This window comes from Polyangium sp. 15x6, assembly GCF_029960785.1.
Lineage (GTDB): Bacteria > Myxococcota_A > Polyangia > Polyangiales > Polyangiaceae > Polyangium.
Map to the genome: position 1 here is coordinate 1 of NZ_JASBQE010000012.1, position 26,113 is coordinate 26,113.

General features: G+C 69.9%; 20 protein-coding genes. 4 read left to right on the forward strand and 16 right to left on the reverse strand.

All coding sequences use genetic code 11. From position 1 onward, the window contains the following. Positions 1–331 precede the first annotated feature (331 nt). The 4 genes from QHF83_RS11465 to QHF83_RS11480 are packed head-to-tail and all read right to left on the reverse strand — an operon-like array spanning position 332 to position 8,283. Entirely contained in the window at positions 332–2,563 is a 2,232-nt protein-coding gene (locus QHF83_RS11465) for a trehalose-6-phosphate synthase (protein WP_282417829.1), read from the reverse strand. Between the two features lie 25 nt (positions 2,564–2,588). Then, positions 2,589–5,696, reverse strand: coding sequence for an efflux RND transporter permease subunit (locus QHF83_RS11470; RefSeq protein ID WP_282417830.1), 3,108 nt, complete (start codon positions 5,694–5,696; stop codon positions 2,589–2,591). Next, positions 5,693–6,865: an efflux RND transporter periplasmic adaptor subunit gene (locus QHF83_RS11475; RefSeq protein ID WP_282417831.1), complete on the reverse strand. Its 1,173-nt coding sequence runs from the start codon at positions 6,863–6,865 to the stop codon at positions 5,693–5,695. Before QHF83_RS11475 ends, QHF83_RS11470 begins: the two co-directional genes overlap by 4 nt. Then, entirely contained in the window at positions 6,865–8,283 is a 1,419-nt protein-coding gene (locus QHF83_RS11480) for a TolC family protein (RefSeq protein ID WP_282417832.1), read from the reverse strand. Before QHF83_RS11480 ends, QHF83_RS11475 begins: the two co-directional genes overlap by 1 nt. 211 nt (positions 8,284–8,494) lie before the next feature. Here QHF83_RS11480 and QHF83_RS11485 point away from each other — a divergent pair, with 211 nt between their 5' ends. Together QHF83_RS11485 and QHF83_RS11490 are read left to right on the forward strand one after the other, a co-directional pair. Further along, on the forward strand, positions 8,495–10,057 hold the full coding sequence (locus QHF83_RS11485; protein WP_282417833.1) for an ATP-binding protein: 1,563 nt from the start codon (positions 8,495–8,497) through the stop codon (positions 10,055–10,057). Next, entirely contained in the window at positions 10,050–11,417 is a 1,368-nt protein-coding gene (locus QHF83_RS11490; RefSeq protein ID WP_282417834.1) for a sigma-54 dependent transcriptional regulator, read from the forward strand. Before QHF83_RS11485 ends, QHF83_RS11490 begins: the two co-directional genes overlap by 8 nt. An 18-nt stretch (positions 11,418–11,435) precedes the next feature. Here the strand turns inward: QHF83_RS11490 and QHF83_RS11495 are convergent, their stop codons facing one another. The 7 genes from QHF83_RS11495 to QHF83_RS11525 all read right to left on the reverse strand — a co-directional run bounded on the left by QHF83_RS11495 (position 11,436) and on the right by QHF83_RS11525 (position 18,126). After that, on the reverse strand, positions 11,436–11,777 hold the full coding sequence (locus QHF83_RS11495) for a DUF1622 domain-containing protein (RefSeq protein WP_282417835.1): 342 nt from the start codon (positions 11,775–11,777) through the stop codon (positions 11,436–11,438). 79 nt (positions 11,778–11,856) lie between these two features. Beyond that, positions 11,857–13,182, reverse strand: coding sequence for a PAS domain-containing protein (locus QHF83_RS11500; protein ID WP_282417836.1), 1,326 nt, complete (start codon positions 13,180–13,182; stop codon positions 11,857–11,859). A 46-nt stretch (positions 13,183–13,228) separates the two neighbouring features. Continuing rightward, positions 13,229–14,518, reverse strand: coding sequence for a cytochrome P450 (locus QHF83_RS11505; protein WP_282417837.1), 1,290 nt, complete (start codon positions 14,516–14,518; stop codon positions 13,229–13,231). Positions 14,519–14,620: 102 nt separating this feature from the next. After that, positions 14,621–15,643, reverse strand: coding sequence for a methyltransferase (locus tag QHF83_RS11510; RefSeq protein WP_282417838.1), 1,023 nt, complete (start codon positions 15,641–15,643; stop codon positions 14,621–14,623). Between the two features lie 230 nt (positions 15,644–15,873). Further along, positions 15,874–16,464, reverse strand: a complete 591-nt coding sequence (locus QHF83_RS11515; protein WP_282417839.1) for an SRPBCC family protein — start codon at positions 16,462–16,464, stop codon at positions 15,874–15,876. A 91-nt stretch (positions 16,465–16,555) separates the two neighbouring features. Further along, positions 16,556–17,608, reverse strand: a complete 1,053-nt coding sequence (locus QHF83_RS11520) for a phosphatidylglycerol lysyltransferase domain-containing protein (protein WP_282417840.1) — start codon at positions 17,606–17,608, stop codon at positions 16,556–16,558. Further along, positions 17,605–18,126 (reverse strand): MarR family winged helix-turn-helix transcriptional regulator, encoded by a 522-nt coding sequence (locus tag QHF83_RS11525; RefSeq protein WP_282417841.1) that lies wholly within the window; start codon positions 18,124–18,126, stop codon positions 17,605–17,607. Before QHF83_RS11525 ends, QHF83_RS11520 begins: the two co-directional genes overlap by 4 nt. 459 nt (positions 18,127–18,585) lie before the next feature. On the opposite strand from QHF83_RS11525, the gene QHF83_RS11530 reads away from it, so the two are divergent. Then, on the forward strand, positions 18,586–19,188 hold the full coding sequence (locus tag QHF83_RS11530) for an HAD family phosphatase (RefSeq protein ID WP_282417842.1): 603 nt from the start codon (positions 18,586–18,588) through the stop codon (positions 19,186–19,188). A gap of 600 nt (positions 19,189–19,788) precedes the next feature. Then, a complete protein-coding gene (locus QHF83_RS11535; RefSeq protein ID WP_282417843.1) occupies positions 19,789–20,172 on the forward strand; it encodes a hypothetical protein in 384 nt (127 codons plus the stop codon). On the opposite strand, the gene QHF83_RS11540 is transcribed toward QHF83_RS11535, so the two are convergent. From QHF83_RS11540 to QHF83_RS11560, 5 genes are read right to left on the reverse strand one after another with little or no spacing between them, the layout of a single operon-like run. Continuing rightward, on the reverse strand, positions 20,138–21,514 hold the full coding sequence (locus tag QHF83_RS11540) for a glycogen/starch synthase (RefSeq protein WP_282417844.1): 1,377 nt from the start codon (positions 21,512–21,514) through the stop codon (positions 20,138–20,140). The genes QHF83_RS11535 and QHF83_RS11540 overlap by 35 nt on opposite strands. A gap of 7 nt (positions 21,515–21,521) precedes the next feature. Continuing rightward, positions 21,522–22,985 (reverse strand): hypothetical protein, encoded by a 1,464-nt coding sequence (locus tag QHF83_RS11545; protein WP_282417845.1) that lies wholly within the window; start codon positions 22,983–22,985, stop codon positions 21,522–21,524. Between the two features lie 46 nt (positions 22,986–23,031). Beyond that, on the reverse strand, positions 23,032–23,736 hold the full coding sequence (locus QHF83_RS11550) for a hypothetical protein (protein WP_282417846.1): 705 nt from the start codon (positions 23,734–23,736) through the stop codon (positions 23,032–23,034). After that, positions 23,736–24,521, reverse strand: a complete 786-nt coding sequence (locus tag QHF83_RS11555) for a CDC27 family protein (RefSeq protein ID WP_282417847.1) — start codon at positions 24,519–24,521, stop codon at positions 23,736–23,738. The genes QHF83_RS11550 and QHF83_RS11555 overlap by 1 nt, the downstream gene beginning before the upstream one ends. After that, positions 24,521–26,101 (reverse strand): serine/threonine protein kinase, encoded by a 1,581-nt coding sequence (locus QHF83_RS11560; protein WP_282417848.1) that lies wholly within the window; start codon positions 26,099–26,101, stop codon positions 24,521–24,523. Before QHF83_RS11560 ends, QHF83_RS11555 begins: the two co-directional genes overlap by 1 nt. Between the last annotated feature and the right edge of the window lie 12 nt (positions 26,102–26,113).

Below are 26,113 nucleotides of genomic sequence, written 5' to 3' on the forward strand. Positions count from 1 at the left end.
TCCAGAGCTTCCGCCGCATCGTGGTTCGGTACGAGCGTCACGCCGAAAACTTCCTCGGCTTCGTCCATCTCGGATGCATCGTCGTGTACCTCAGGGCGCTCCTGGACGGTTTATGAGATGAGTTCTACAGGCAGCGTTGCCAGTTGCGGCGGTCTTGATTGGCAGGGTCGTCGCCGGTCTTGCCTCGGCCTGTGCGATGAACTGCGCATCGCGCAGTTCATCGACAAAAGGTCCAGCGCTTGCGCTGGTCCGGGTCCAGGGGCGGATAGCCCCGGTGGGGCCTGGGGCAACGCCCCAGCGAAACGGCCCCAGGAAAAGACCCATGCTCCGTTCACGATCCTATTGCCCGCGCGAGCACTGCCGGCGCGGAGAGCCTTCCCGAGACGCGCTCGCGGCGGCGCAGCTCCGCCGCGTCCACGAGCATGCGTCCGGCCCAGCGGTAGACGTTGAATTCGGAGACCATGCGGCGCATGGACGACATCCGCTCGCGTTGCTCGTCCTCGGGCATGCGGAGCGCCGCGGCCATCGCGTCGCCGGCCCGGCCGAGGTCGTACGGATTGACGATGAGCGCCTCGGTCAGATCGCGCGCCGCCCCGGTGAACTGGCTGAGCACGAGCACGCCGAGCTCGTCGTCGCGCGCCGCGACGAACTCCTTGGCCACGAGGTTCATGCCGTCGTGGAGGCTCGACACGTAACAAAGCTCGGCTGCGCGGTAATAACGGAAGACCGTGGGAGGCTCGTGGTGCGAGCGCAGGAGAATGATGGGGCGGTAGTCGCCCTTCCCCCACCGCGCGTTGATCTCGTCGGCCAGGGCCTCGACGCGATCGTTCAGCTCCCGGTAGCGGGCGATCTTGGTGCGGCTCGGCGCGGCGAGCTGCACGAAGGTGAAACGGCCGCGGAACTCCGGGTAACGTGAGAGAAGCTCGTCGACCGCCTGGAGGCGCTCCTCGATGCCTTTCGTGTAATCGAGGCGGTCGATGCCCACCCCGAGGAGCGCGTCCGCGGGCAAACCGAGCTCCCTGCGCACGGAGGCGCGGCACTCGGCCACGGACGGCAGCTCTTCGAGCCAGTGCACGGGCCATTCGATGGAGATCGGGTATGGCCGGACCAGGCTCCGCCGCGCCCCCTGGACGATCGCGTTCGCCTCCCGGTCGATGCGGCTCTCCATGAACGTGTCGACCGCGTCGATGAAGTTGTTGCAATGCTCTCGGGTGTGAAACCCGACGATGCTCGATCCGAGCAGCCCCGAGATGATCTCCTCGCGCCAGGGGCAGATGCCGATGCGCTCGGCGCTCGGCCAGGGGATGTGCCAGAAGGTCAGGATCGTCGCGCGCGGGAGGCGCTCGCGGATCATGCGGGGCGCGAGCGCGAAATGGTAATCCTGCACCAGGATGATCGGGTCCTCGGTGTCGACCTCCTCGCAGACCGCGTCGGCGAATTTCCGGTTCACGCGGACGTAATGCTCCCAGTCCTCGGCGCGGAAGACGGGGCGCGCGTGCGCCACGTGGCAAAGCGGCCAGAGGCCCTCGTTCGAGAAACCGTAATAATACCCGTTCTCCTCGGCCTCGCTGAGCCAGACGCGTCGAATGCTGTAGGACTCCTCCCCGGGCGGGACTTTCACGTGGCCACGCGCGTCCGCGGTCTCCTTGTCGGCGGTACCGCTGCCGTGCGCGACCCATACCCCCGAACACGCGCGCATGACGGGCTCGAGCGCGGTCACGAGGCCACTCGCGGGGTGCAGGACCCGCACGCCGGTGGGCGTCTTGTCGTGAATGTAGGGCTCGCGGTTCGCGAGGATGATGACGCGCTCGCCGTCGAGGTGCGTCGTGAGCGTGGATCGCAATCGCGCCGGGTTCCACGGGCCGCCCCGCGCCTCGCGATCGCGCTCGCTGGCGAGGCGCTCGACGAGCGCGCGCACGTCCCCGACGAGCGGCTTGAAATCACGCGTCACCTCGCCCGACAACGCGCGCCTTAGCTCCGAGGTCCACACGCGAAAGGCGAGGCGCTCCGCGATCATCGTGATGGTGGCGGCGCCGAGGGAGAGCACGAAAAACGCCGCGAGGAGGAGGTTCCGCGTGGTCGCCTCGCGCCGCTCCAGATAGCTGAGATCGTGCACGAGCAGCACACGGCCGATGGGTTTGCCCTCGGCCGCGACCGTGATCGCGCTGAGGTGCACGCGGCCGCCGGGCAGCGCTTCGGTCGTCGTCCAGGGGTTCGTCTCGGCGCCCTCCTGCTCGATGCGCGCGAGGACCCAGCGACACCCGTAATCGAGCGGATACACGGATGTCGAAGCGAGGCGCTGGCCGTCGAGCGTGCACGCGGCGGCGCCCATGACGCGCTCGTCCCGCGTGATGTCTTCGAGCGTGTCGGCGAGGCCCTCGTGGCCGTGCTCCCAGTTCCGCGCGAGGATCTGCTTCGTGGCGGTCACGACGAACAGCGAACGAGCGCGCAGGTCGGTCTCGAACCAGCGATGCGTCGTGCGTGTCAATGCGACGTACCCGACCCCGGTCATCAGGGCGAGCCCGAAGAGGAGGAGCAGCAGAAAACGCAAAAGGCGAGGCATCGATTTCCCCCGGTTCATGCACGAATCAATCAGCGGGCAAGGCGTCCTCGGCCCTTCGTTTCGCCAGAAACACGAACATCGCGGGCACGAGGAAGAGCGACAGGAAGGTGGACGAAGCAAGGCCGCCGGTCACGGCGAGGGCCAGGGGGCGATTCGACTCCGTCCCGTGTTCGAGACCGAGCGCCGTCGGGAGCAAGCTGATGATGGTGGCGAGGCTCGTCATGGCGATCGGGCTGAATCGCGCGCGCCCGGCCTCCACGGCCGCGTCGAGGAGGTCTTTCCCTGCCTGGAATGCGCGGTTCGCGTGGTCGACGAGCAGAATGCCATTCGAGACCGCGATGCCGATGACCATCAGGATCCCCATGAGCGCGGGAATGGAAAACCCTTCACGCGCGCCGAGGAGCGCCGCGACGATGCCGACGAGGCACGCGGGAATCGTGAACAGCATGACGAGCGGGAGTCGCAGCGACTTGAATTGAATGGTCATGATCATGAAGACGACCATGACGGCGAGGCCGAGCGCGACGCCGAGGCCGCCGAAGGTCGTGCGCATGAGCTCGACCTGTCCGGCCATGGCGAATCGCACGTCGCGGGTGCGCGGGTCCTGCTTCAACCGCGCTTCGAGGTCGGCGGCGGCGCTGCCGAGATCACGCCCCTCGGTCTGCATGAGGACGTGCGCCACGCGCTGGAGGTGGTTGCGCTCGATGGAGATCGGGCCCGCGGAGCGCTCGATCGCGCCATAACTGCCGAGCGTGACGGCGCCCTTCGTCGTCGCGCGGATCGGGATCTCGCGGAGCCTGTCGGCCTCGTTCACGATCCCGCGGTCGTACGCGGTGACCACGTAATACGACTGGCCATTCGAACCGTCGACCCAGACCGAAGGAGCATTGATGTTGCCGAGCGTCGCTTCGAGCGTCGTCTGCGCGGCGGCGCGCGCGGTCACGCCCACGAGGCCGGCCTCTTGCCTGTCGGTGGCGAGGCGCAGCTCCGGGTAATCGAGCTGGAGGGTCGTGTAGATGTCACGGACGCCCGGCACGGTCCGCGCGACCTCGGCGACGGCGCGGGCCTGGGTGTCGAGCTCTTCGAGGTTGTCCCCGCGCACCTCGACCACGAGCGGTGCCATGTATCCATTCGAGAAGACGCTGGCCACGAGCCCGCCGGGCGCCTGCAAGAAATCCACGCCGGGGAATCGACGCGAAAGGATGGCGCGCATCATGTCGGCGATCTCGCGCTGCGAATGCTTTCGTTTCTCGGGCGGCACGAGCGCGACGCGGAGGAACCCCATGTGCGGGCCGGCGTTCGGGCTGTTCATCTTCGCGCGGGCCTTGCTGGGGGATCCGACGTTCATGAGCACGAGCTCGACCTCGTCCCTGGGCAATTCCTCCCGCAGCGCCTGCCCGATCTCCTGGAACACACGCGTCGACTCTTCGAGCGAGGTCCCGGGCGCGAGGCGGACGTAGACGCGCTCCATCGATTCGTCGATCTCGGGGAAAAACGCGCTCGGGAGCCGCGACGCGCCATAAACGCTGCCCCCGACGAGCACGACGGTCGCGAGGACGACGGCGCCCCGGTGGAACAGCGCCACGCGAAGGGCCGCCGCGTACGCCCCCGCGAGCCTCTCGACGCCGCGTTCGAACGCGCGCGCGAGTTTTCCCGGTTCGCCGTGGCCGAGCAGGTAACGGCAGGCGACGGGCGTCACCAGCATGCTCACGAAGTATCCGGCGACCATCGCGGATGCGACCGTGAGCGCGAGCGGCGAGAAGAGCTTTTTCGCGAGCCCCGTCAGGAGGACGACCGGCAGGAGCACCGCAATGGTGCACAGCGACGCGGCGAGCGCGGGCCCGGCGACGAGGTTCGCGCCCCGGAGCGCCGCCGTCGCGTCGTCGTCGCCGGCGATGCGCCTGCGATGGATCGATTCGAGCACGACGACCGAGATGTCGACGAGCGGCCCCATGGCCAGCGTCAGCCCGCCCAATGTGAAGGCGTTGAGCGATTGGCCCGTCGCGTAAAGAACGAGCAAGATGACGGCGAAGCTGAGCGGCACGGAGATGGCCGCGATGAGCACCGAGCGCCCGCTCTGCAGGAAGATCAGGATGACCCCCGCGATGAGGAAGAGCGCCTGCACGATCTCGCGCCCGAGCCCCTTCATCGCGCCCTCGACGAACGTCGATTGATCGAAGATGGGCTGCACGACCATTCCAGGCGGCAGCTCCGGCAGGTGCGCGAGCGCCTCGCGGATCGATTCGACGATCGCGACCGTGTTTCCGCCGGGAATCCGCAGCACGTTGAGGTAGACGGCCGGCTTTCCGTCGACGGAGACGAATTGCGTGGGGAGCGTGCCTCCGTCCTCGACCGTGGCCACGTCGCGCACCAGCACCGGGTGCCCATTCACGACCTTCACCACGGCCTCGCCGATGTCGGCGACGCGCGGCGCGACCGCGTTCGTGTAGACGTTCGCCTCGAAACCCGCGCCCATGAAGCGACCCGAGGGCAAGAGCGCGTTCGCCTTGTCCACGGCGGCGGCGATCTCGCCCGAGGTCACGCCGCGCGCCTCGGCGCGCACGGGGTCGACGACGACGTTGATCTGGCGCTCGCGGCCGCCGTTCGGCGACGCGCTCGCGACCCCCGGGATGCCCTCGATGATGGGCTCCACGGTGTTGACCGCGAAATCGTAGAGCTGCGGCCCGCTGAGCCCACCTCCGTGGACAGCGATCTGGATGAGCGGGGCGTTCGAAGGATCGTATTGCAGGACGAACGGCGGCAGGACGCCGAGCGTCTTCGGGACGGACGACATCGCGAACGCGACCTGCTGCTGCACGAGCGATTGCGCGGCGTTGAGGTCGGTCCCCCATTTCAGCCACACGTAGATGATGCTGAGGCTGTTTCGGGATTCGCTCTTGATGTGGTCGACGCCGGGCGTGGCGGCGATGAATTTTTCGAGCCGCCAGGTGATCGTCTTCTCGACGTCCTTGGGCCCGAGCCCCGAGGCGAGCGTGCCGACGATGAGCACGGGCGGCGTGAGCTCGGGGAAGGTGTCGACGGCCAGGCGCGGCGTGACGACCGCGGAGAAGACCATGAGCGCAATGCCGATGACGAGCACCGCAAGCGGGTTTCGCAGCGCGACGCGCGTCATCGGACCGCCCCTCCCGAGGGCGCGGGCGTGGAGACGGGCAGGAGCGACGGCACGGGCGCAGCAGCGCCTTCGACCTTCGCGCGCACGACGTCGCCATTGCGGATCTGCGCCCGGCCCTCGAGCACGAGCAGCGATCCAGGCAAGATCGAGGGCTCGACGAACAGGCTCTTTCCGGTCTCGCCGAGGACACGCACCGTGGCTTTTCGCGCGATGTCCCCCTCGACGACGATCACGGTCGCCTTCGAGCCCCGCACCGTCGCCGCGCGGAGGGGCATTTCGATGGCGGGCTCCGGCGCGCCGACCTCGGTGAAGACCTCGGCCGTCGTCCCCACGGGGAGCGTGCGCTCCGGGTCGGGCACGTCGATCTCGACGTGCAGCGTGCGGGTCACGGGATCCGCCGCCGGAGAGCGCCGCGCGATGCGCGCCGTCATTTCTTTCCCCGTCGCGAGCAGGCGGAGTTTCACGTCGGCGCCCGGCGTGACCGCCTTGAAATCGACCTCGGGGACGTCCGCCGTGACGCGGACGATCGCGCGATCGACCATCGACACGAGCGCCGTCCCGGGCCGCACGAACGTGCCCGGATCGAGGTTGCGGCGCGTGATTTCCCCGTCGAACGGCGCCGCGAGCACGCAATCGTTCACCTCGAGCGCCTTGCCCGCGAGCTCGGCGCGCAGCGCCTTCAGTTGTGCTTCGGCCGCGGCGCTCTGCGCGGCCTTTTGCTCGGCTTCGTTCTTCGAGACGAATCCATCGCCCACGAGGCCCTGCACGCGCGCCGCCTCGCTCGCGATGGCTCGCTGTCGCTGATCGAGGGCGCGGGCCTGCATGGCGACGCGCTGGCTGCCCGCGGACGCATTGCGGCAGTCGAGCGTCGCGAGGACCTGCCCGCGCTTCACGACATCCCCGGGCCGCACGAGCACCGTCTCGACGTAGGCCGAGACGAGCTGCGGGCCGACGTTCGCCTCTTGCCACGGCGCGAGCGTGCCCACGAAGCGCCGCGTGGGCCGATAGGTCGCCTCGCGCGCGGGCACGACGGTCGCGCCCTTCGCCTGCGCGGAGAGCGGCGTCACGTCCGACGAATTCGCCCGAAGAAGCAGCGCCGCGCCGCCGCCGAGGGCCACGAGCAGCGTCGCGCCGAGCGCGCCCATCACCCGCCGATCCATTCGTTTCATCAGCGCACCTCCGCCACGGCCCGCCGGAGCGCGGCCCGCGCCCTCGCCACCTCGAACCCGCCGACCGCCCGCTCGACCTCGGCCTCGACGCGAAGCGCCTCGGCGTCGACGAGGTCGAGCATCGTGCCGAGCCCGGCCTTGAAGCGCGCCTCGGCCTGCTCGTGGTTCACCTTCGCCGCAGCCGCGGCGCGCTCCAGCGCCCCGAGCGCCTGACGCGCGGCCACGAGGCCGAGGTAGGCCTGCCGGACGGCCGCCTCCTGCGTCGCGCGTGTCGCCTGGAGCTCGGCCTCGCGCACGTCCTCGACCTCGCGGAGCGCGTCACGCCGGGCCGCGAGCACCGGATCGTAGATCGGGACGCTCAACACCACGCCGACGTCCCAGTTCGGCACGAGCGGCGCGAAGCCGTGCCCGCCCACGGTCGATCCGTTCGAGGGCGGCGCGCCGCCCGCGCGCCCCGAGATCGCGGCGGTCAGGAAAACATCGGGCCGCATCTGCGCCGCGGCCGCGCGCGTCTCGGCCTTCGCGAGGTCGACGCGCGCCTTGGCCTCGTGGATCTCGGCGCCGCCTTCCCGCGCGCGCTCGAGCAGCTCGTCGAGTGACCCGAGCGCTTCCTCCTCGCCCGCCTCGCCGCCCGCGTCGAGCGCCGCGTCGGGCACGCCCACGACGGCCGCGAAGATGGCCTGCGTGGCCGCGAGCGAGTTTTGGGCCCGCACCTTCGCGACCTCGAACCGCGCGACCTCGGCCTCGGCGCGGGCGAGCTCGACGGGCGTTCGAAGGCCGGCGTCGACGCCCGCGCGCGCCGCATCCCGATGCGTCGAGGCCCTCGCCGCGGCTTCGTCGGCCGCTTGCGCCACCGACTTCGCCGCGCGCACCGCCCAGTACGCCTCGGTGACCTCGAGCGCGACGTCGAGCTTCGCGCCTTCGGCCCGCTGCCGTTCGAGCGCGGCCTGCGCGTCGAGGGCTGCCGTCTGCGCGGCGATCCGGCCGAAATCGAAGATCTCCTGCCGCAGGCCGACCGCGACGAGCGTCGAGGCGTACGGCGTGAAGTCCGGCTCGGCCGAGATGCGGGTCGCGCCGATGCGCGGCAGGTCGACGCGAGGGTTCGAGAGGATGGTCGCCGTGGAGTTGTTGACCGTCGAGCCGAGGATCTGGGCCGTCGCGCCGACGGAGGGGAGCCATTGCGCGCGGGGCACCCGCGCGGCGGCCTGCGCGGCCTGCACCCGCGCGCGGGCCGCGACGAGATCCGGGTTCCGCTTCTCGGCGAAGGAGATCGCCTCGCGGAGCGAAAAAGCCCGCAGGCCCGGCGCTTGCGCGGTGGCCGCGGCTTCCTGGGCCGACGAACCCCGCGGCACGAGCAAGAGGCCAAGCGAAAGCAGCGTCATCCACCGCCGCCGTACGGCGCGATCGCTCTGAAGCATGCCTGCCGTATGAGCACCAACGATGCCAAGGACATGGCGCGCCGGTTCCACCGGGATCCGGGCGTCGACCTCGGCGCGAGACGGGAAAAATTCCCTGGCGGGCCGGGAAAATTTCCCTGCATGCGGTCCCGGTCCCGCGCAGGATAGAGCCCCGCGCCGTGGTGGCATGCGCGCTGCAATCAGCGATCTGCCGCGGGAAAACGCCCTCGCCATGCGATCGCCTTCGCCTCCCCTCCCCTTCCGGACGCTCCCCTCGCGGATCGCGAGGGCGATGCGGCGCGGCTGGCTCGTCTGGACGGCGGCGCTCGGGGTGCTCGCCATCACGGCGCTCGCGTTGCTCGACGAGCAGCGCGAATTCGAAGGCGCGCTCGTGGCCCTCACGCGGCAACAGCAGATGCTCGCGCTCCTCCTGTCGGACGAGCTCTCCGCGCGGCTCTCCGCGGTGCGGCGGGATGCCCTGCTCGTCGCGGACGACGTGTCCGCGGGCCACGGGCCCTCGGCGGGGATGCGAAAGGCCTATCCGAGCATCGAGGTCCGTTCGTCGGAGAGCGCGCCGAGCGCACGCCCGCCGCGGACGATGTCGGTGCGCGTGCCCTCGACCGAAGGGAGGACGGTCGAACTGACGGTGCCCGTCGCGTGGCTCATGGGCCCTTCGGCGCGAATCGAGCGCCCGGAGGAGCTCGTGGTCCTGGTAAGGCCGCCCGACGAGGCGCTGTGGCAAGCGGCCGATGGTCGGCAGATCCAGAGCGATCCGCTCACGCGCGCGGTGAACGAGGGGCGCGACACGACGCGGCTCGAGCGGGAGGACGCGGTCGCGCTCGGGCTGCCGAACCGAAGGGCCGTGGCCGCGGTAGACGCGACCGACGCGGGACCGCTCGGCCGCTGGACGACCGCGGTGGTGGCGAGCGCGTCGCAGGAGCGGGATCGATGGGATCGAGCCCGCGGACGGTTGCTCATCGGCGTGCTCGTGCCGTGCGCGCTCATCGTGGCGTTCGGCGCGACGGCCTTGCGGCGGCAGCGTCGCGAGCTCGAGCTCGAAAAGCAGCTCGCCCTCGCCGCGCTGGTGCGCGAGAGCGACGAACGGCTCGCGCGGGCGAGCCGCGCGGCCACGACGGGCACGCTGGCCATGGGGATCGCGCACGAGATCTCGACGCCGCTCGGCGTCATCGTCGGCCGCGCCGAGCAGCTCGCGGCCCGCGTCGGCGAGGACCCGAAAGCGGCGCGCGCGGCGCGCACCATCAGCGAGCAGGCCGATCGCATCACCCAGGTCGTGCGCGGCTTCCTCGACCTCGCCCGCGGCGGATCCCCCTCGTTGCGCCCCGTCGATCCGGGCGACGTCGCGCGCGGGGCGCAAAGGCTCGTCGAGCACCGGTTCGTCGCCGCGCACGTCGCGCTCATGTCGGTCGTGGACGAGGATTTGCCCACGCTGGCGGGTGATCTTCATCTGCTCGAGCACGCGGTCGTGAACCTCTTGCTCAATGCCTGCGAGGCGAGCAGCCCCGGGACGCTCGTGGCGCTGTCGGTGCGCGCCGCGGACGCGGGCGTCGCTTTCATCGTCGAGGATCGCGGCGCGGGCATCCGGCCCGAGGACATCGCCCGCGCGACCGAGCCGTTTTTCACGACGAAGCCCGCGGGCTCGGGCCTCGGCCTCGCGATCGTCCACGAGATCGTGAACATCCACCGCGGCTCGCTCGTGCTCGAACCCCACGAGGGCGGCGGGACCCGCGCGCGCATCCACGTGCCTGCCCAAGGCGAGGAGTGCTCCGATGCCTGATCGATCCCACACGCCACACGTCGTCATCGTGGACGACAAGCTCGAAATGGCCGAGATGCTCGCCGACGGCCTCGCCGAGCACGGTTTTTCGGCGTCCGCCGTGGCCACGGGCAAGCAGGCGCTCGCGCGGATCGAGGCCGAGCCGGTCGACGCGCTCGTCACGGACCTGCGCATGCCAGGCATGGACGGTATCGAGCTCTTGACCGCCGCGCGCCGCGCGGTGCCGGATCTGCCGGTCCTCGTGATGACGGCTTACGGGGCGATGGAGACGGCGATCGAATCGATCCGGCGCGGGGCATACCATTACCTCACGAAACCCTTCAAGCTGGACGAGCTCGTCGTGTATCTGGGCCGCGCCCTCGACGAGTCGCGCGTTCGGCGCGAGGCCCGCACGCTCCGCAAGTCGCTGCGCGACGAGGCGACGAAGGCGGGGATCGTCGCCAAAAGCCCGGCCATGCGCGCGGCGCTCGACGTGCTCGCCCGCGTGGCGCCGAGCGACGCGCCCGTGCTGCTGATGGGGCCCACGGGCGCAGGGAAAGGTCTGCTCGCCCGGTATCTGCACGCCGAGAGCGGCCGCGCGCGGGGTCCGTTCGTCACGGTGAATTGCGCCGCGCTGCCCGAGCCGCTGCTCGAGAGCGAGCTTTTCGGTCACGCCAAAGGCGCCTTCACGGGCGCGACCACGCGCAGGAGCGGTCTCTTCGCCGAGGCCGAAGGGGGCACGATCTTCCTCGACGAGATCGGCGAAATGGCGCCGGCCCTGCAAGCCAAGCTGCTCGACGTGCTCGAACGGCGCGTCGTCCGTCCCGTCGGCTCGACGAAAGAGGCGCCAATCGACGTGCGAATCGTCACGGCCACGCACCGCGACCTGCGCCGCCGCGTGGCCGAGGGCCTCTTCCGCGAGGATCTGCTCTACCGGCTCGACGTCGTCCCGGTGAACGTGCCGCCCTTGCGCGAGCGTCGCGAGGATCTGCCCGAGCTCGCCGCCGATTTGCTCGCCAAGGCGCGCGCGCGCCACCCGACCTCCCGCGTCGAGCGTCTCTCGCGCGAATGCATGCTGGCCATGTTGGAGTATCCCTGGCCGGGCAACGTGCGGGAGCTCGCCCACGCAGTGGAGCGTCTCGTGCTCCTCGGTCGCGGGGCCGAAGCGCTCTTCGCCGACGCGGCGCTGCCACACGCGGCCGCGGAGGGCGCGCCGGCTCCGCATTTCGCCGGGCCCGTGCTGCCCCTGCGCGAGGTGCAGCAACGTTATGCCCGCTGGGCCCTCGCCGAGCTCGGCGGGAACAAGTCGCGCACGGCCGAGCGCCTGGGGATCGACGTCAAGACGCTCGCCAAATACCTCGCGGACGACGCCTCGGAATGAGCCGCACGGAAAAACCCGTCACCGCCGCTGCCAGGGAAATCGCCCGGACAGCTCGACTTCGAGGGTCCAGCTCAAGAACGTCCGCACGAGCACGATGACCACGAGGACGCCGACGCTGCTGAACGTCGGGCGGATGGCGACCGTGCGGATGATGTCCCCGGCGACGAGCAATTCGAGCCCGAGCAGGATGGACCGGCCCACGATCTCGCGGAACTCGTGATACGTGTCGCCGGGCAAGGATCGCACGGCGGCCCGGTGAAGGACCTTCACGGTCGCCGCCACGACGCCCAGCGCGATCACCGCCACGCCGGCCGCGTCGATGAGCGTCCCCGTCCAGCGAATCGTCGTATCGAGATCCATCGCCCGCGCCTGGGCTCGCTCGGCGCGAGCTCCTGCGCGCTGGGCAGGCAATGCGTGGGCCAGGCGCCTGCTCTGCCGGTCAGCTCGACGGGAGTCGCCGAATCGCGAACGAAAGGCCATCGCGCAACGTGGCCAGCGTCCGCACACGTGTAAGATCGAGGCCGAGCGAGACCATGGTCTGGGCGACGGTGGGCCGGATCCCGGTGATGATCCCTTCGGCCCCGAGGAGGCGCACGGCGCTGAGGATGTTCAGCATGTGCCCTGCCGTCGCCGTGTCGACCACTTCGACGCCCGTCAGGTCGAGGATTGCGAAGCGCGCCTGCGTGCGCGATACCGCGGCGAGGAGGTCGTCCGTCACGCGCGCGGCGCGACGGCTATCGACGACGCCCACCATGGGGAGCGTGAGGACGTGATCCCAGACCTGGATGACCGGCGTCTCCAGATTGAGGATCACCTCCTGCTGCCGCTCGATCAGGGCGAGCTTCGCCTCGATCTCCTTTTTGGCATGGTGCGCCTCGGTGATGTTCACGCTCATGCCGATGACCTCCGAGACGCGCTTGTCGTCCTCGGTCACCGGGACCATCCAGTGCTCCCAGATGACCTCCTCCCCATCGTCGATCACGTGAATGTGGTTGCCCGCGAGCGCGCGGGCCACGTGGTCGCTGGGATAGACGTCGAGGAAATTCTGCCCGACGAGCTGTCCTCGCGTGAGACCGGCCGATTCCACGCCGCGACCTTCGTGGAAGGTGCAGATGCCTTTCGGGTCGACCGCCCAGACGACCACGTCGAGATTGTCGAGCAGCCCCTGGAGGAGGCGCGCCATCCGGAGCCGCTCCTTTTCGGCGGCCGTGCGTCGCGCATCGGCGCGTTGCCGGCGCTCGCGCTCGGCCTCGTATCGCTTCCGCTCGCCGATATTGCAAAACACGACCACGGCGCCGAGCAGATCGCCGTCCTTGCCACGAACGGGCCGGCCGGAGACGGCCATGGACACACCCTCGGGATGCTGCTCGCTCCGCGTGAACATCTCCACGCGGTCCGTGACCTCTCCGCGCATGGCGCGGGAGAGGGGCAACTCGCTCGACGGGAACGGGGTCACGCCGTCCGGGAGGAAGAGGCCATATCGCTCCGACCAGTCCGGGGGCCTGGCGTCGGTCGTAGCTTGCCCGAGCATCGCCTCCGCCGCGGCATTGGAGTAAACGAGCCGGCCCTCTCGGTCGCAAACGATGACGCCATCGGCGAGGGTATGAAGCGCCGCCCGGAGGAGCGACAGCTCGCTCTCGGCGTCGGGGGCGCTCCCCGCACGATGCTGGTCCTTCCCGGCAGCCTCCGTCGCCGCGAGGCGCGCCTCCAGCTCGACGACCCGCGCGCGCAGCGCAGCGCACTCCTCTTCCAACCCAGGTTGCACCATGAATGTCCTTACCCTGTGCCCAGGTACGATGATTTCCTGATCTTCAATCCAGCGTGGATGCCACCTTGCCTCCGGAGAGCATGGATAGCGTGCAAGGTTCGGGTGCAACGGGGCGCCGCGCGAAACGCATGGGGAGCTTTTCTACCCCGCGTACCACGAAAGCGTCCCGCCACACGAGCTTCGATGTGGCCAGCTCGGGCGTGAGCAGGCGCTCGAGCAGCCTCGGGAAGGCGACACGCGCCTCGAGGCGGGCGAGCGGTGCTCCAATGCAGTAATGAATACCGTTGCCGAAGGCGATGTGCCGGTTGTCTTGCCGGTGGATGTCGAAACGATCCGGCTCCGGGAACACCCGCGGGTCACGGTTCGCCGCGGCGATCATGAGGAAGACGCGCGAGCCAGCGAGGATGCGCTTGCCTCCGAGCTCGACGTCCTCCAAGGCGACGCGAGCCATCATGAGCAGCGGCCCGTCCCAGCGCAGCATCTCCTCGACGGCGGAGCTCATCCGCGTGACGTCGGTGCGCCGCTCCCGGAGCTCGGCGAGCGCCTCGGGGTGGCGGAGGAGCGCGATCATGCCGTTGCCGATCAGGTGCGTCGTGGTCTCGTGCCCTGCGAAAAAGAGAAGCGCGCAGCACGCGAAAAGCTCCTCCGCGCTCAGGAAGTCGCCCTTCTCCTCGGCCGCGATGAGGCGCGAGAGCATGTCCTCCCGCGGGCGCCGGCGCCGCTCCGCGACGACGTCCTCGAAATAGGATGTCATGGCGCGGAGCCCGCCGGCGGCGATCGCGTACTTGTTGGCGAGCGTGCGCGACTGGACGATGAACGCGCCCAGCTCGTCCGACCACTTCTTCAGCAAGGGGACGTCGGCGCGCGGCACGCCGAAGAGCTCGGCGATCATCGTCGCGGAGAGGGGATAGGCGAAGTCGGCGATCATATCCATTTCGCCGCGCTCGAGCGCTGCATCGATCAGCTCGTCGGCGAGCGCGCGCACGCGCGGCTCGAGCCCGAGGACCGATTGCAACGTCATGGCTTTGTTCATGAGGCCGCGGAGCCTGGTGTGCACCGGAGGCTCGTTGAAGGACGCCCACATCGAGAGGCTCTCGACGAGGCTCTGCACCGTCCCGCGCTCCGGACCCTTGAAATGGGCGAGAAACGGGCGCACGCGATCGGCCGACAGCCGCGGATCACGCAGCGACGCGCGCACGTGGTCGTAACGCGTGAGCACCCATCCGTGGAGCTTCTCACTCCAGAAGACGGGCTCGTGCTCCATCAGGTGAAGGAGCGCCGGGAAAGGATCCTCGATGAAGTCCGGATGACGCGGGTCGAAGGATAGGTCCATGGTCCCTCCTCGCGCGTGCACGGTGAAGTGGTCCATGCGCGAATGCTTGGCGACGTATTCGAACTCTCGCGATGTCCTCCCCTTCGCCGCCCCCCGGCCGCGTCATGGCTCGCGCACACCCTCGACGACGACGTGCTCGAGGCCGACGTCGGTGGGGAGCAGGCGCGTCAGGCGGAAGCCCGCCGCGGCCAGGAGATCCCGGTGCTCTTGCTCGGTGCGCATGCGCCCTCCGACCACCGCGAGGAGGTGGACGTCGAGCAGCTCGGCGGGCGCGGAGAAGCCGATCACGGACTCGATCACCAGGACCCGCCCGCCCGGCGGGAGCGCGCGGTGGCAACGCTTCAGGATCCGGATCGCCGCGTCGTCGTCCCAGTTGCAGACGATGTGCTTGAGCATGTGGACGTCGGCGCTGGGGACAGCCTCGAAGAAGTCACCGGCGACCACCTCGCACCGCGCCGCGACCGCGCTCGCGCCCACCCGCGCCCGCGCCCCCTCGAGGATGTGCGGCTGATCGAAGAGGATACCCCGGAGCTCCGGGTTCCTCTCGAGGACGGCGACGAGAAGGCTGCCGTGACCGCCGCCGACGTCGACCACCGTGCGGAACGCGGAGAAATCGTAGCGCGCGGCGGCCGCGGCGGTATCGACGTGGGTGAAGCTGGTCATCGCCTTGTCGAAGAGCTCAGCGTCCTCGGGGTGGCCCGCGAGATAAGGATAGAGCGGCGCGCCGAAGACGTGCTCGACGGCCGTCTTGCCGGACTGCACGCTGGAGAGCAGATCGAGCCAGGCGCGCGCGTAGACGTCGCCGCCGAACAGCAGCACGAAGTCGCGCATGGATCCGGGGGCGCCGGTGCGCAGGGTCGCGCCGAGGGGGGCCAGGGCAAACCGCCGCTCGGGTAGCTCGGTGAAAACCCCGGCTCCGGAGAGGGCCCGAAGCATCCGATAAAGCGCGCCCGCGTGGACCCCCAGGGAGGCCGCGAGCTCATCGCTGCTCCGCGGGCCTTCCTGGATCGAGTCGGCGATTCCCAGCTTGGCCGCGGCGTAGATCATCCGCGAGATCCACATGTTGAAGACGCTCAAGGAGCGCATTTGCACCGAGAGGTCGTTCGTTCCGACAGAGTCGTTCATGGCTGACTCCTCATGGAGGCGCAGGAGAGGTGGCAGCTCCGCTGCCCTCGCCTCGAAGAAACCGCCTTCAGGGGTCGGGGGGAAGGAGTGGAAAGCTCGGCGGGAGCTGTCGATACCAGGACTGGTAAGGGGACAGGGCGATTGTCGTACGTGCGCTTTGCGCGCAACGTGCGCCTGTACACAGGCATAACAAAATTGTCAAGCCTGGAAACGCCACATGGGCCCGCGTGTCACTTCGGCGCGGCGGCGTTCACCGTCTCGGCTGCGGCGGGTTGTGCCTTCGCGGCCTCTTCGGCGACCTTTTTGAAGTTGCCGAGGCCATTCTCGAAGTCTTTCCCGATCATCGCATCCATGTCCATGAACAGACAGAACGCCTTCGACATGAAGTCGTTTTCGCCTTTCATGAACCAGGTGATCTTCGTCTCGTTGCCCGCCGCCTCGACCGAGAATCCATTGTCGGCCTTGGATTCGAAAGGCTTCAGGAACTCCAGCTTGATGTCCACGCGCTCGTTCGGCTTGATCGCGGTGATGGTCATCCGTCCCGCGCCGACTTCGTCGTTGCCCACCCATTCGTAGCCGGCGCCGACTTCGCCCTGCGTGCCGGTGAACGTCGTCTTCATGTTCGGATCGAGCTTGGACCAGGGAGACCACGCGTCCCAGGTCCGAAAATCCTTGACCTTGGTGAACACGAGGTCCAAAGGCGCCGCGATGGTGGCGTGACGCTCGACCCGATACGTGGACGGCTGCATCGCGATCACGATCAAGAGCACGACGATCACGACCGCGAGGCCAGCGCCCACGCGAATGGCGACTTTCTTCAAGGAGACCCTCCAGGTGTGAGGACAAACCTTGCTACGGCCGGCGCGCGAACGCGTCAAGAATGGAAATGTTCGTCGTAGCAAAACCCCGGCGTCAGCCGCCTGACGCGCGGCGAAGCGGGCGGCGTTTGCCTTCTGTCCACGCGCGAAGCGCGAAACGAAGCGGATGCCCGCCCGTGAGCGCCGAGGCCACGTCCCACAAGGAGACGATTTCATTCGTGCCGCGCGGGTGGACGAACCAGACCGGCTCCCACACCTCCGGCGCGAAGCGAGCCCGGAATGCGCGCAGCCCCTCGAAATCGTAGACGTTATGCCCGAGACGCCGCAGGATTTGCAGCCAGCGCGGCAATGGCCCCGCGAGCGGGACGAGGCCCATCGTCACCCGCCCGCACGACGCGCCCGCGAGCCGCCGCATCGCCGCGTCCACGAGGAGCTCGACCGTTCCGTTCGGCGCGTCGTCCGCGCGGAGAATGTCCTCGAAGAACCAGCCGCCTCGGCCGGGCACCGGCACGGCCACGAGCACGGCGACCAATCGATCGGCCCGCTCGGCGACGACGTAAAGCCGCTCGGAGGGACGATAAAAGAGGTCCACCGCGAGCAAGAAGCGCAAGGGCCCGCCGCGCCGCCCCGCGAGCCATTTCGACGCGAGCGCCTCGATCGAAGCGCCGAGCTCGCCCCCGAGCTCGTGCGCGGAGGCCACGCGCGCCCGTACGCCTTTGGCGCGCGCGCGGCGGATCTGCTCGCGGAGGCTCCTGCGCCCGGCGAGGATGCGCTCCCATTGCAGCGGATCCCAGACCGGCTGCCGGCCGAGGGGCACGCGCTCGAAAAAGGCGTCGCGCGGGAAATCCTCGACCGCGCAGAACCCGGCGCGTCGCCCCGCCGCGCGCGCCGCCTGCACGAACGCGCGCGCCACGCGCCCCGTCTCCTCGGGCGCGCAAAGCGGCGAGCCGACCGCGAGCCACGCCTGGCCCGTGTCCGCGAATGCGACCCACGCCCCGGCGCCGTCGCTCCACGCGCGCATGCCGGGCGCGAGCGCCTGGAACGCCACGGTGTCACGTCCGAAGCAATGCACGGCCTCGGCGAGCGTGAAGGGCGCGGCGACGCGCGGGGGGGGAGGCGGCGCCGGGAGATCCGGGGCGTGGATCATTCCTTTCGCGAGCGTCGGGAGGCTGGCTCGCCTTCGAAAAACATGGGCGGGGGACCGTCGGGCGCGCCCATGGCCGCGGCCACCCGTCCGAGGCCCCGCGTCAGGGCCGCGCGCTCGTCCTCGGGCATCTCGGTGATCGCCGCGATGAGCTTGCGCTGGATCGGCGCCGGGGCCTCGTTCAGGAGGGCGCTGCCGGCGGGGGTGATGGCGATCTCGGCGCGGCGCGCGTCGTTCGGGGAGGCGCGGCGGACGGCGAGGCCGCGCTCGACGAGGCGCCCGACCACGACGGAGACGGAGCTCGGGTCCGTGGCGGTGCGGGCCGCGAGCTCGGCGATGGAAAAATTCTTGCCCGTCGCGAGCTCGCCGAGGACGAAGAGCTGCGCGCCGCTCACCCCGTGCGCCTTCTCGACGGCCGTGGACGAGAGCCGGAGCGCCCGCACCACGTGCCGGAGGGCGTCGAGCGCCGCGGTCACCTCGGCGTCGCGGGTGGACTCCGGTTCCGATTCATGGGATCCCATGCTTTGCCAACAGGGTAGAGCCGGACGGGCGCGCGGGCAACGCCCCCCGCGAAGCGCGTTTCAGATGAGCTCCATGGCGCTCCCGTCGTCGTCCGGCGGCGCAAACCGGCCTCCGAGCGTCCGAAACGGTGCGTGCAAGCGTTGCAAACGCCTTTCCGAGCGTCCCCAACGGTGCATGCAAGCGTTGCAAACGCCTCTACGAGCGTTCCAAACGGTGCATGCAAGCGTTGCAAACGCCTCTACGAGCGTTCCAAACGCCGCTTGCAAGCGTTGCAAGCGCCTCTACGAGCGTCCCAAACGCCGCTTGCAAGCGTTGCAAGCGCCTCTCGGAGCATCCCAAACGCCGCTTGCAAGCGTTGCAAGCGCCTCTCGGAGCATCCCGAACGCTCTTTGCCCCCATCGCAGGCCTCTTCGCCGCCTCCCCTTCCCCACCCCATCGCCCGCTGCCATCCTCCCGCCGTGTCCCCGAGGCCGCAGCTCCTCTTCTTCGACGTCATGGACACCCTCGTCCGCGACCCCTTCCACGACGTCATGCCCTCCTTCCTCGGGATGACCCTGCCCGAGCTGCTCCAGCACAAGCACCCCACAGCCTGGATCGACTTCGAACTCGGCCGCATCGACGAGCGCACCTTCCTCGCGACGTTCCTGCCCGGTCGCCCGTTCGACGCCGAAGGCTTCTGCAACGTCGTCCGCGAGAGCTACACCCTGCTCCCCGGCATCCAAGAGCTCCTCGAAGACCTGCGCCAAACCGCACCCGACGTGCAGCTCTACGCCCTCTCGAACTACCCACCCTGGTACCGCTGGATCGCCGAGCGCTGCAACCTCGACAAGCTCCTCGACGGCGCCTTCGTCTCGTACGAGACCGGCGCACGCAAGCCCGATCCCAAAGCCTACCTCGTCCCCTGCCAGAGGCTCGGCAAGCACCCCGAGCAGGCGCTCTTCGTGGACGATCGCAACAAGAACTGCGAAGCCGCCCGCGCCATCGGCATGCAGGCGATCGTGTTCGACAGCGCCGCGAAGCTGCGCGAGGAACTCGCGCAGCGCGGGCTCGTGAGGGCGTAGCGCCGCGCCGGGGTTTCACCCCGGACCCCGACCAGGGGTTGTCCACCCCTGGACCCGGACCAGCGCAAGCGCTGGACTCGGGGTCGATGAACTGCGCGATGCGCAGTTCATCGAACGGGTCAGGTCAAGACCAGCGACGACCTTGCCAGTCCAAACCGCAGCCCTGACGTGTCCGCTCGCCGGTACGGCAGCGCTGCCGTCTCGATGGGCGAGGCCTTCGTGGTCTTGCCGCGGGCCGTCCGAGAAACCGCGCATCGCGCGGTTTCTCGGCCTTCGGTCCAGGCCGTGCCTGGTCCGGGGTGCAGGGGGCGGACAGCCCCCGCTGGGGTGCGGGGCAAAGCCCCGCTCTCCGCGCCGCCTCGTGGAATCTTGCCGGTGTTCTGCCCCTGCTTCTATGCTGGCGCTGTTCTGGTGGGTTTTGCGCGGAGAGCCATGTACGCGTCGTTGGTCGAGCATGTTGGGACGGGGAAGATGATTCGGCTCGAGCGACGGTTGTCGGGCGAGCCGTCGTTGCATGGGTACCTCCTCGGCCTTGGGCCTGAGCTTGGGCTCATCCACTGCTTCGATGACTTCGAGCCCGACGGGTACACCCTCTTCCGCTTGGAAGACGTGCTTGCCCATGAGCGGGGCGCCCATGAGGAGCACTGGGATCGCATGCTCGTCGGCGAGGGGCTGCTTGGTGGGCTGCGCTTGCCGTTCGAGGTCGACCTTCGAGGGTTTCCTGCTGCGCTGCGCTCCATCCAGTCGCAGCATGCCGACGTCATCATCGAGTGTGAGGACGAGGGCGATGACGACGGGGACTTTTACCTCGGCCGGCTGCTCGAGATCGGCGAGGAGACGATCATCCTCCACTACGTGGATGCGCTCGGGCGATGGGATGAGTCGCCGACGTTGATCCCCGTCGAGCGGATCACGAAGGTCCAGTTCGACACGCCTTACCTGCGGCGCTTCATGCGGTACACGGCCCCGTTCCCGACGCACTGAGTCGACCGTAGAGATGCGCGTACAGGCTCGCTGGGCGCTCCCAACCTGGTGAGACCTCGAGCACGCGCCTCCGCAACGACGCACCTTCGGGACTGCCGAGGTGCGCGAGGGCGCGGTGGACGGCGAGCACGAGCGCTTCGGGCGTCGGCGCGTCGAAGAGGACGGCTGTGCCGTGGCCGGGATGCTCGCCTTCGTCGACGAGGGTGTCTGCGAGGCCGCCGGTGCGCCGCGCGACGGGGATGGCGCCGTAGCGCTGGGCTTCGAGCTGCACGACGCCGCAGGGCTCGAAGCGGGAGGGCATGATCAGGACGTCCGCGGCCGCGAGGAGACGGCGCGCGATCGTGTCGGGGATCGGGCCGAGGAAACGCGCGTGCGTCGGGTGCGCGGCGGCCGCGGACGCAAGGGCGTGTTCGAGTCGTTCGTCGCCGGCGCCGGCTGCGACGACGGTCGCGCCGGCGCCGCAGAGCGCGGGGATTGCAGCGGCCACGAGGTCTGCGCCTTTCTGCGGCACGACGCGGCCGAGCGAGACGACGAGCGGGCGGGAGGCGTCCGGATCGAGGCCGACCTCCGCGAGAAACGCGCGCTTGCAGAGGGCCTTGCCGGCGAGATCGTCGGGGCCGAACGGCGCGGCGAGGGCCTTGTCCCGCGCGGGATCCCAGGCCTCGACGTCGATGCCGTTGACGATGCCGAGCACGCCGCCGCCCTGCGGGACGCGCGCGCGAAGCACACCGTCGAGCAGCTCGCCGTAGGCGGGATCGAGGATCTCGCGCGCGTACGTGGGCGACACCGTGGTGACGGCGTCGGCGGCGAGGATGCCGGCTTTGAGCAGGTTCACACGGCCGTGGAACTCGAGCGCGCCCGGGTGGAAGTGCGAGCGGCCGAGGCCGAGGAGCGCGAGCGTCTCCGGCGGGAAGATGCCCTGGAACGCGAGGTTGTGGATCGTGAGCACGGTGCGCGGCCGAGGGCCGGAGGCCGCGCGGAGGAGGTACGGGACGGCCGCGCCGGGCCAGTCGTGCGCGTGGACGACGTCGAAGCCTGCGGCCATGGCAGCGGCGGCGCGCGCGAAGAGGGCGAAGCGGCGCGCGTTCTCGTGCTCGCCGTCGGCTTCATGGCCATAGACGCCGAGGTGCGCGGGGACGTCGGGGATCGTGATGACGCGCGCGCGTACACCGGGCGCGATCGGGATCTCCGGATCGAGCGGCACGCCCGGAGGCGCGGGGATCACGACGGTGACGTCGTGCCCGAGGCACGCGAGGGCGCGGGCGAGCCCGGCGACGCCGTCCGCGATGCCGCCGAAGCGGACGACGGGCGCGAGCTCGGCCGCGACGTGGAGGAGCCTCACGGGCGTTTCACGGCGGGCACTTGCCGCCGCAGTCCGCGGGGCACGTGCACTGGTTCTCGCTGTTCTTCGTGCAGGTGCCGTCGCCGCACGTGCCGGCGCACGCGCCGCAGTCCGCGAGGCAGCTCAGGCAGGTCTCGAACGCCTGGCAGGTGCCGTCGCCGCAGGTGCCGGGGCAGTCGGCCAGACAGGTGACGGCCTCGCTGCAGTGACAGACGCCGTCGCCGCACTTGGGCCCGCAGTCCGAGACGCAGCTCGTGCACGTCTCGCCGCTCTCGCAGGTGCCGTTGCCGCAGCACGCGCCGGTGCAGTCTTCCGGGCAGGTCAGGCACGTCTCGCCGAAGTCGCACTTGTCGTTGCCGCAGCACGCGCCGCAGTCGGCCGCGCAGGTCGAGCAGTTCTCCGTGCCGCCGCAGGACTTGTTGCCGCAGACCTCGCCGCAGTCCTTGGGGCAGTTGGCCTTCGTCTCGCCGGCGCCGCAGGTGCCGTTGCCGCAACCGCCGGGGCAGTCGGTCGGGCACTTGTCGTGGTTCTCGTAGTTCTGGCAGACGCCGTCGCCGCAGTCGGGGCACGCGCCGCAGTCCTCGACGCACGCGCCGCAGAGGATCTCAGCCGCCTCGCAGACGTCGTTGCCGCAGCAGTCGCAGTCGTCGTAGCAGGTCGAGCACTTCTCGCCGAAGTTGCAGACGCCGTCGCCGCAGCACTCGCCGCAGTCCTGCGAGCAGTTCGAGCAGTTCTCGCCGAAGCTCGTGTCGCACGTGTCGTTCGGGCAGCAGTCGCCGCAGTCCGCCGCGCAGTTCGAGCAGTTCTCGCCGAAGCCCGTGTCGCACATGCCGTTGCCGCAGCACTCGCCGCAATCACCCGGGCAGTTCGCGCACGTCTCGGTGCCCTCGCAGATCATGTCGCCGCAGTTGCACGGGCAATCGACGAGGCACGAGCCGCACGACTCGCCGGGCACGCACGCGCCGTCCCCGCAGTTCGGCCGCGGGGCGCAGGAAGGCTTGCCGCTGCCCGGAGGATTCTCCTCGCAGACGTACCCCGTCGGGCAAGGATGCTCGAGGCAAACACACGGCAAGCTGAGCGGGATCACGCCCGTCGTGCCCGCGGGGAACTCGGTGAAGAGCGTCTCCGTGACGGTGAAACCGTCGTCCCGCGCGAGGTCGAACGCGGCCGAGGCGCGGTGCTTCGTGCCCTCGGGATCCGAGAGCGAGATGCGGCGCGCGAGGGGGAGCTCCGCCGCGCTCGCGACGAGGATGATCTCGCTGGCGTCGACGCGCTCGCCGGTCTCGACCTTCATCGTGATGGATCGAAGGCGCGCCGCGCATTCGGTGCCGACGCCCATGACGAGCGTGACGTCGGTGGTCGTCACGGGCTCGACGTCGCTGCCGCAATGCGAGCCGAACACGACGAGGAGGAGAGCGAAGGCCGCGGCGAGGACGCCGCGGAGCGCGAGAGGAGCGGGCGGCCGGGACATGCCTCATGGTCGCGCCGATCGCGGCGCGCGCGCAATCCGAACGGGCTCAGCTCCCGAGCGCGCAAGCCGAGGAGAGCTTCGCGCCGCAGCACGTCGAAGGCGCGCACGTCGCGCCCGTGGTCGTGAGGCCCACGCCGCACGAGAAGCCAGGCGCGCATCCACACGAGGACGGACCGGCGTCGACGTCACCGGCGTCGCTCTCGCCCGCGTCGTCGAGGCTCGCGTCCCCGGCGTCGTCGCCGGGTCCCGCGTCGGCGTCGTCGCATCCGCACACGGAGCCGACCTGGAAGACGAGCTTGCGCGTCGCTCCTTCGCAGAAGTCGACGTCGATGGTCTGCACGTCGCCGAGGGTGGGCGGGAGCGGCTCCGGGCAAGCGAACTCCTTGCCCGGCCCCGCGTTCTCCTGGCCCTTCAAGGTCGCGAACGAGAGGACCTCGATGTTGATGCGATCCGTCGCAGGTTTGCCCGCGTCGCGCTTGAGGACGAAGCTCGCCGGGCTGTCGCCCGCGAGGTTCACGCAGAGCGCGGCGATCTCGGTCGAGTCTTTCGTGACCACGACGCGCGCGGCGCCGGGCTTGGCAGGCGACTCGACGGGGACGAGCTCGACGAGCAGGTAGCTCGGATCTCCAGCGACGTCCGATCCACACGCCGAGACGAGCGCACCGGCTGTCAGGGCGAGGAGCGAGCCGACCACGAGCGCGAGGGCCGCGCGCCGGCGAGGACGGGGCGTTTCGCGAGCGGCGCGCTGCATCAGAACCTCACGACCGCGGGGAAGACGCGATCGACGGTGCTCGTCGGAGGACCGGCCACCGCCGTCGCGTCGGGGCGCGTGACGACGACGATCACGGTCACCGCGGCGGCGGCGCCCACGACGCCGCCCACCGTGCCCCAGAACCAGCCGCGCTTGTAGAAGGGCGGATCCGGGGGCTTGGGCGGCTCCACGGCCGCCGTGCGCGGCGCGGTGAGCAGGAGGGTCGTGTCGCCCTGCGAGAGCGTCTTCGTGACCGTGGTCGTGTCGTGGCCCTTGGAGCTGATCACGAACACGTGCTTGCCGGGATCGAGCTCGGCGCGGCCGTCGGAGGAGAGCTTCAAGGGCACGCCGTCGACGGTGACCTCCGCGTCAGTCGGGCTCTTCTGGAGCTCGATGCGGACGATCTTGCCGGTGACGTCCTCGCGGAGCTTGTCGATCTCGGTCTTCAGCGCGGGCTTGATGGGTGTCTTGCGCGCCTCGGCGTCGGCGACCGCGCCGTCGAGGGTGTCACGGGCCTCGACGTAGCGGCCGAGGGCGCGGAGCGAGGCGGCGATGTTGAAGCGGACGTTCGTCGAAGGGCTGATGTCGTCGGACTTGCGGAAGGCCTCGAGGGCCTCGGACCATTTGCCCTCGTCGCTGAGCGCGAGGCCCTGGTCGAAGAGGGCGCGCGCCTCGCGCTGCTCGGGCGTGGGTTTGGCGGGGCCCGCGCCGAGCGCGGCGGGCGCGACGAGCAAGCAAGCGACGACGGGGGCGATGGAGAGCCATCGCAGCGGCGAACGACGCATCAGTCGTAACTCCGAACGAGAGGTCCGCCCTTCTTCAGAGGCGGAGGCGCCGAGCCCGCCTTCGGGGTCGTCGCGGAGGGCTTCGCGGAGGGCTTGGCGGACGCGGCCAGCGGCTCTTGCGAGGCCGAGGACGAGGGCGCGGTGAGCGCCGCCGGGATCGCCGAGGGCTCGGGCACGGGCGTGACGGCCGACGGGGGCGCCGCGGCCGCGGTCGTGTCGTCGCTGCTTCGCACGCCGAGAACGAGAAACGCGCCGCAGCCGAGGACCAGCGCGACGAGCACGCCGAGGAAGACGGGCATCCTCGAGGCCGCGCTCCGCGCCGGAGCAAACTCCGGCCTGAGCCCTTGCGGGTCGCTCGGCGCGACGCCCGGGATCGAGGAGCTCGACGAGCCGTTCGGAATCGGGGTCCTCGGGAAGGGCACGTAGCTGCTCGGCGCCGGCGTCATGCCGGAGAGGGGCGCGGAGACGGGCGCGGGGGTGTGCGAGACCTGCCCGGGCGTCGGCGTCTGGAGCTGCCCGGGGGGACGCGAGGGAGGCGTGAACGCGCCCGGCGTCAGCGTATTGATGCGCGGCGACGAGCTCATCTGCGATCGCGGCGCGTTGCTCGCCACGCGCGCGAGCAACGCCTTCCGGAACGCGCACCGATCCGAGAACATCTCGGCGATCCACGCGGCGGCCGAGGCGGCGTCGTGCGGGGCGCCGCGGGCGCGCGCCCAGGCTCGCAGATCGTTCTCCACGGCGAGGGCCGTCGGGTATCGCTCGGCGCGATCACGCGCCATCGTGCGCATCACGATGGGATCGAGCGAGTCGTGGATCGCGTCGCGCACGCGGCTCGGCGGCTGCACGACGGCGCTCTGGAGGGCCATGATCGTTTCGAGATCGGAGTTCCGCGCGAAGGGCGAATTGCCCGTGCAGAGCTCGTAGAGCATGACGCCGAGGCTGAAGACGTCGACGGTGCGATCCACGGCCTCGCCGCGAAACGTCTCGGGGGCCATATACGGGAGCTTGCCCTTCAGCTCGCCGTGCGAGGTCTGCACCATGCGCTGCTTCGCCTTGGCCACGCCGAAGTCGAAGAGCATGGGGTGACCGGCGTCCGAGAGGATCACGTTGGAGGTCGAGACATCGCGGTGGATGATCTCCAGCGACTCGCCTTCGAGGTTCTTGGCCTCGTGCGCGGCGTGCAGCGCGGAGGCGACCTCGGCGCCGATCCAGGCGACCATCCAGTCGGGGAACGCGGCGCCGTGGTGCTTCTTGAGGTCGCGCAGCATGCGCTGCAGCGGGTCGCCGTTCGCGTAGTCGAGGACGACGAAGTGATTGCCGGCCTCGAAGCCGACGTCGATCGTCGAAATGATGTTCGGGTGCCGGATCGCCGCAGCGACGTTGGCCTCGTCGTGCAGCATGTGGATGAAGGTCTCGTCCTCCGCGAGATGCGGATGGATGCGCTTGACCGCCACCGGTTTGACGAAGCCGCCGGGCGCGACGAAACGCGCGATGAAGACTTCCCCCATGCCGCCGGACGCGAGGCGCTCTACGATCTCGTAGCGGCCGAGGCGCTCGGGGACGTCCTGGGACTCCGACATGGGATCGCCAAG

What these genes read in the sequence shown, in the direction of transcription:
- QHF83_RS11465 (WP_282417829.1), bottom strand. Translation starts at nt 2,563, where the DNA reads ATGCCTCGCCTTTTGCGTTTTCTGCTGCTCCTCCTCTTCGGGCTCGCC.
- QHF83_RS11470 (WP_282417830.1), bottom strand. Translation starts at nt 5,696, where the DNA reads ATGACGCGCGTCGCGCTGCGAAACCCGCTTGCGGTGCTCGTCATCGGC.
- QHF83_RS11475 (WP_282417831.1), bottom strand. Translation starts at nt 6,865, where the DNA reads ATGAAACGAATGGATCGGCGGGTGATGGGCGCGCTCGGCGCGACGCTG.
- QHF83_RS11480 (WP_282417832.1), bottom strand. Translation starts at nt 8,283, where the DNA reads ATGCTTCAGAGCGATCGCGCCGTACGGCGGCGGTGGATGACGCTGCTT.
- QHF83_RS11485 (WP_282417833.1), top strand. Translation starts at nt 8,495, where the DNA reads ATGCGATCGCCTTCGCCTCCCCTCCCCTTCCGGACGCTCCCCTCGCGG.
- QHF83_RS11490 (WP_282417834.1), top strand. Translation starts at nt 10,050, where the DNA reads ATGCCTGATCGATCCCACACGCCACACGTCGTCATCGTGGACGACAAG.
- QHF83_RS11495 (WP_282417835.1), bottom strand. Translation starts at nt 11,777, where the DNA reads ATGGATCTCGATACGACGATTCGCTGGACGGGGACGCTCATCGACGCG.
- QHF83_RS11505 (WP_282417837.1), bottom strand. Translation starts at nt 14,518, where the DNA reads ATGGACCTATCCTTCGACCCGCGTCATCCGGACTTCATCGAGGATCCT.
- QHF83_RS11510 (WP_282417838.1), bottom strand. Translation starts at nt 15,643, where the DNA reads ATGAACGACTCTGTCGGAACGAACGACCTCTCGGTGCAAATGCGCTCC.
- QHF83_RS11520 (WP_282417840.1), bottom strand. Translation starts at nt 17,608, where the DNA reads ATGATCCACGCCCCGGATCTCCCGGCGCCGCCTCCCCCCCCGCGCGTC.
- QHF83_RS11525 (WP_282417841.1), bottom strand. Translation starts at nt 18,126, where the DNA reads ATGGGATCCCATGAATCGGAACCGGAGTCCACCCGCGACGCCGAGGTG.
- QHF83_RS11545 (WP_282417845.1), bottom strand. Translation starts at nt 22,985, where the DNA reads ATGTCCCGGCCGCCCGCTCCTCTCGCGCTCCGCGGCGTCCTCGCCGCG.
- QHF83_RS11550 (WP_282417846.1), bottom strand. Translation starts at nt 23,736, where the DNA reads ATGCAGCGCGCCGCTCGCGAAACGCCCCGTCCTCGCCGGCGCGCGGCC.
- QHF83_RS11555 (WP_282417847.1), bottom strand. Translation starts at nt 24,521, where the DNA reads ATGCGTCGTTCGCCGCTGCGATGGCTCTCCATCGCCCCCGTCGTCGCT.
- QHF83_RS11560 (WP_282417848.1), bottom strand. Translation starts at nt 26,101, where the DNA reads ATGTCGGAGTCCCAGGACGTCCCCGAGCGCCTCGGCCGCTACGAGATC.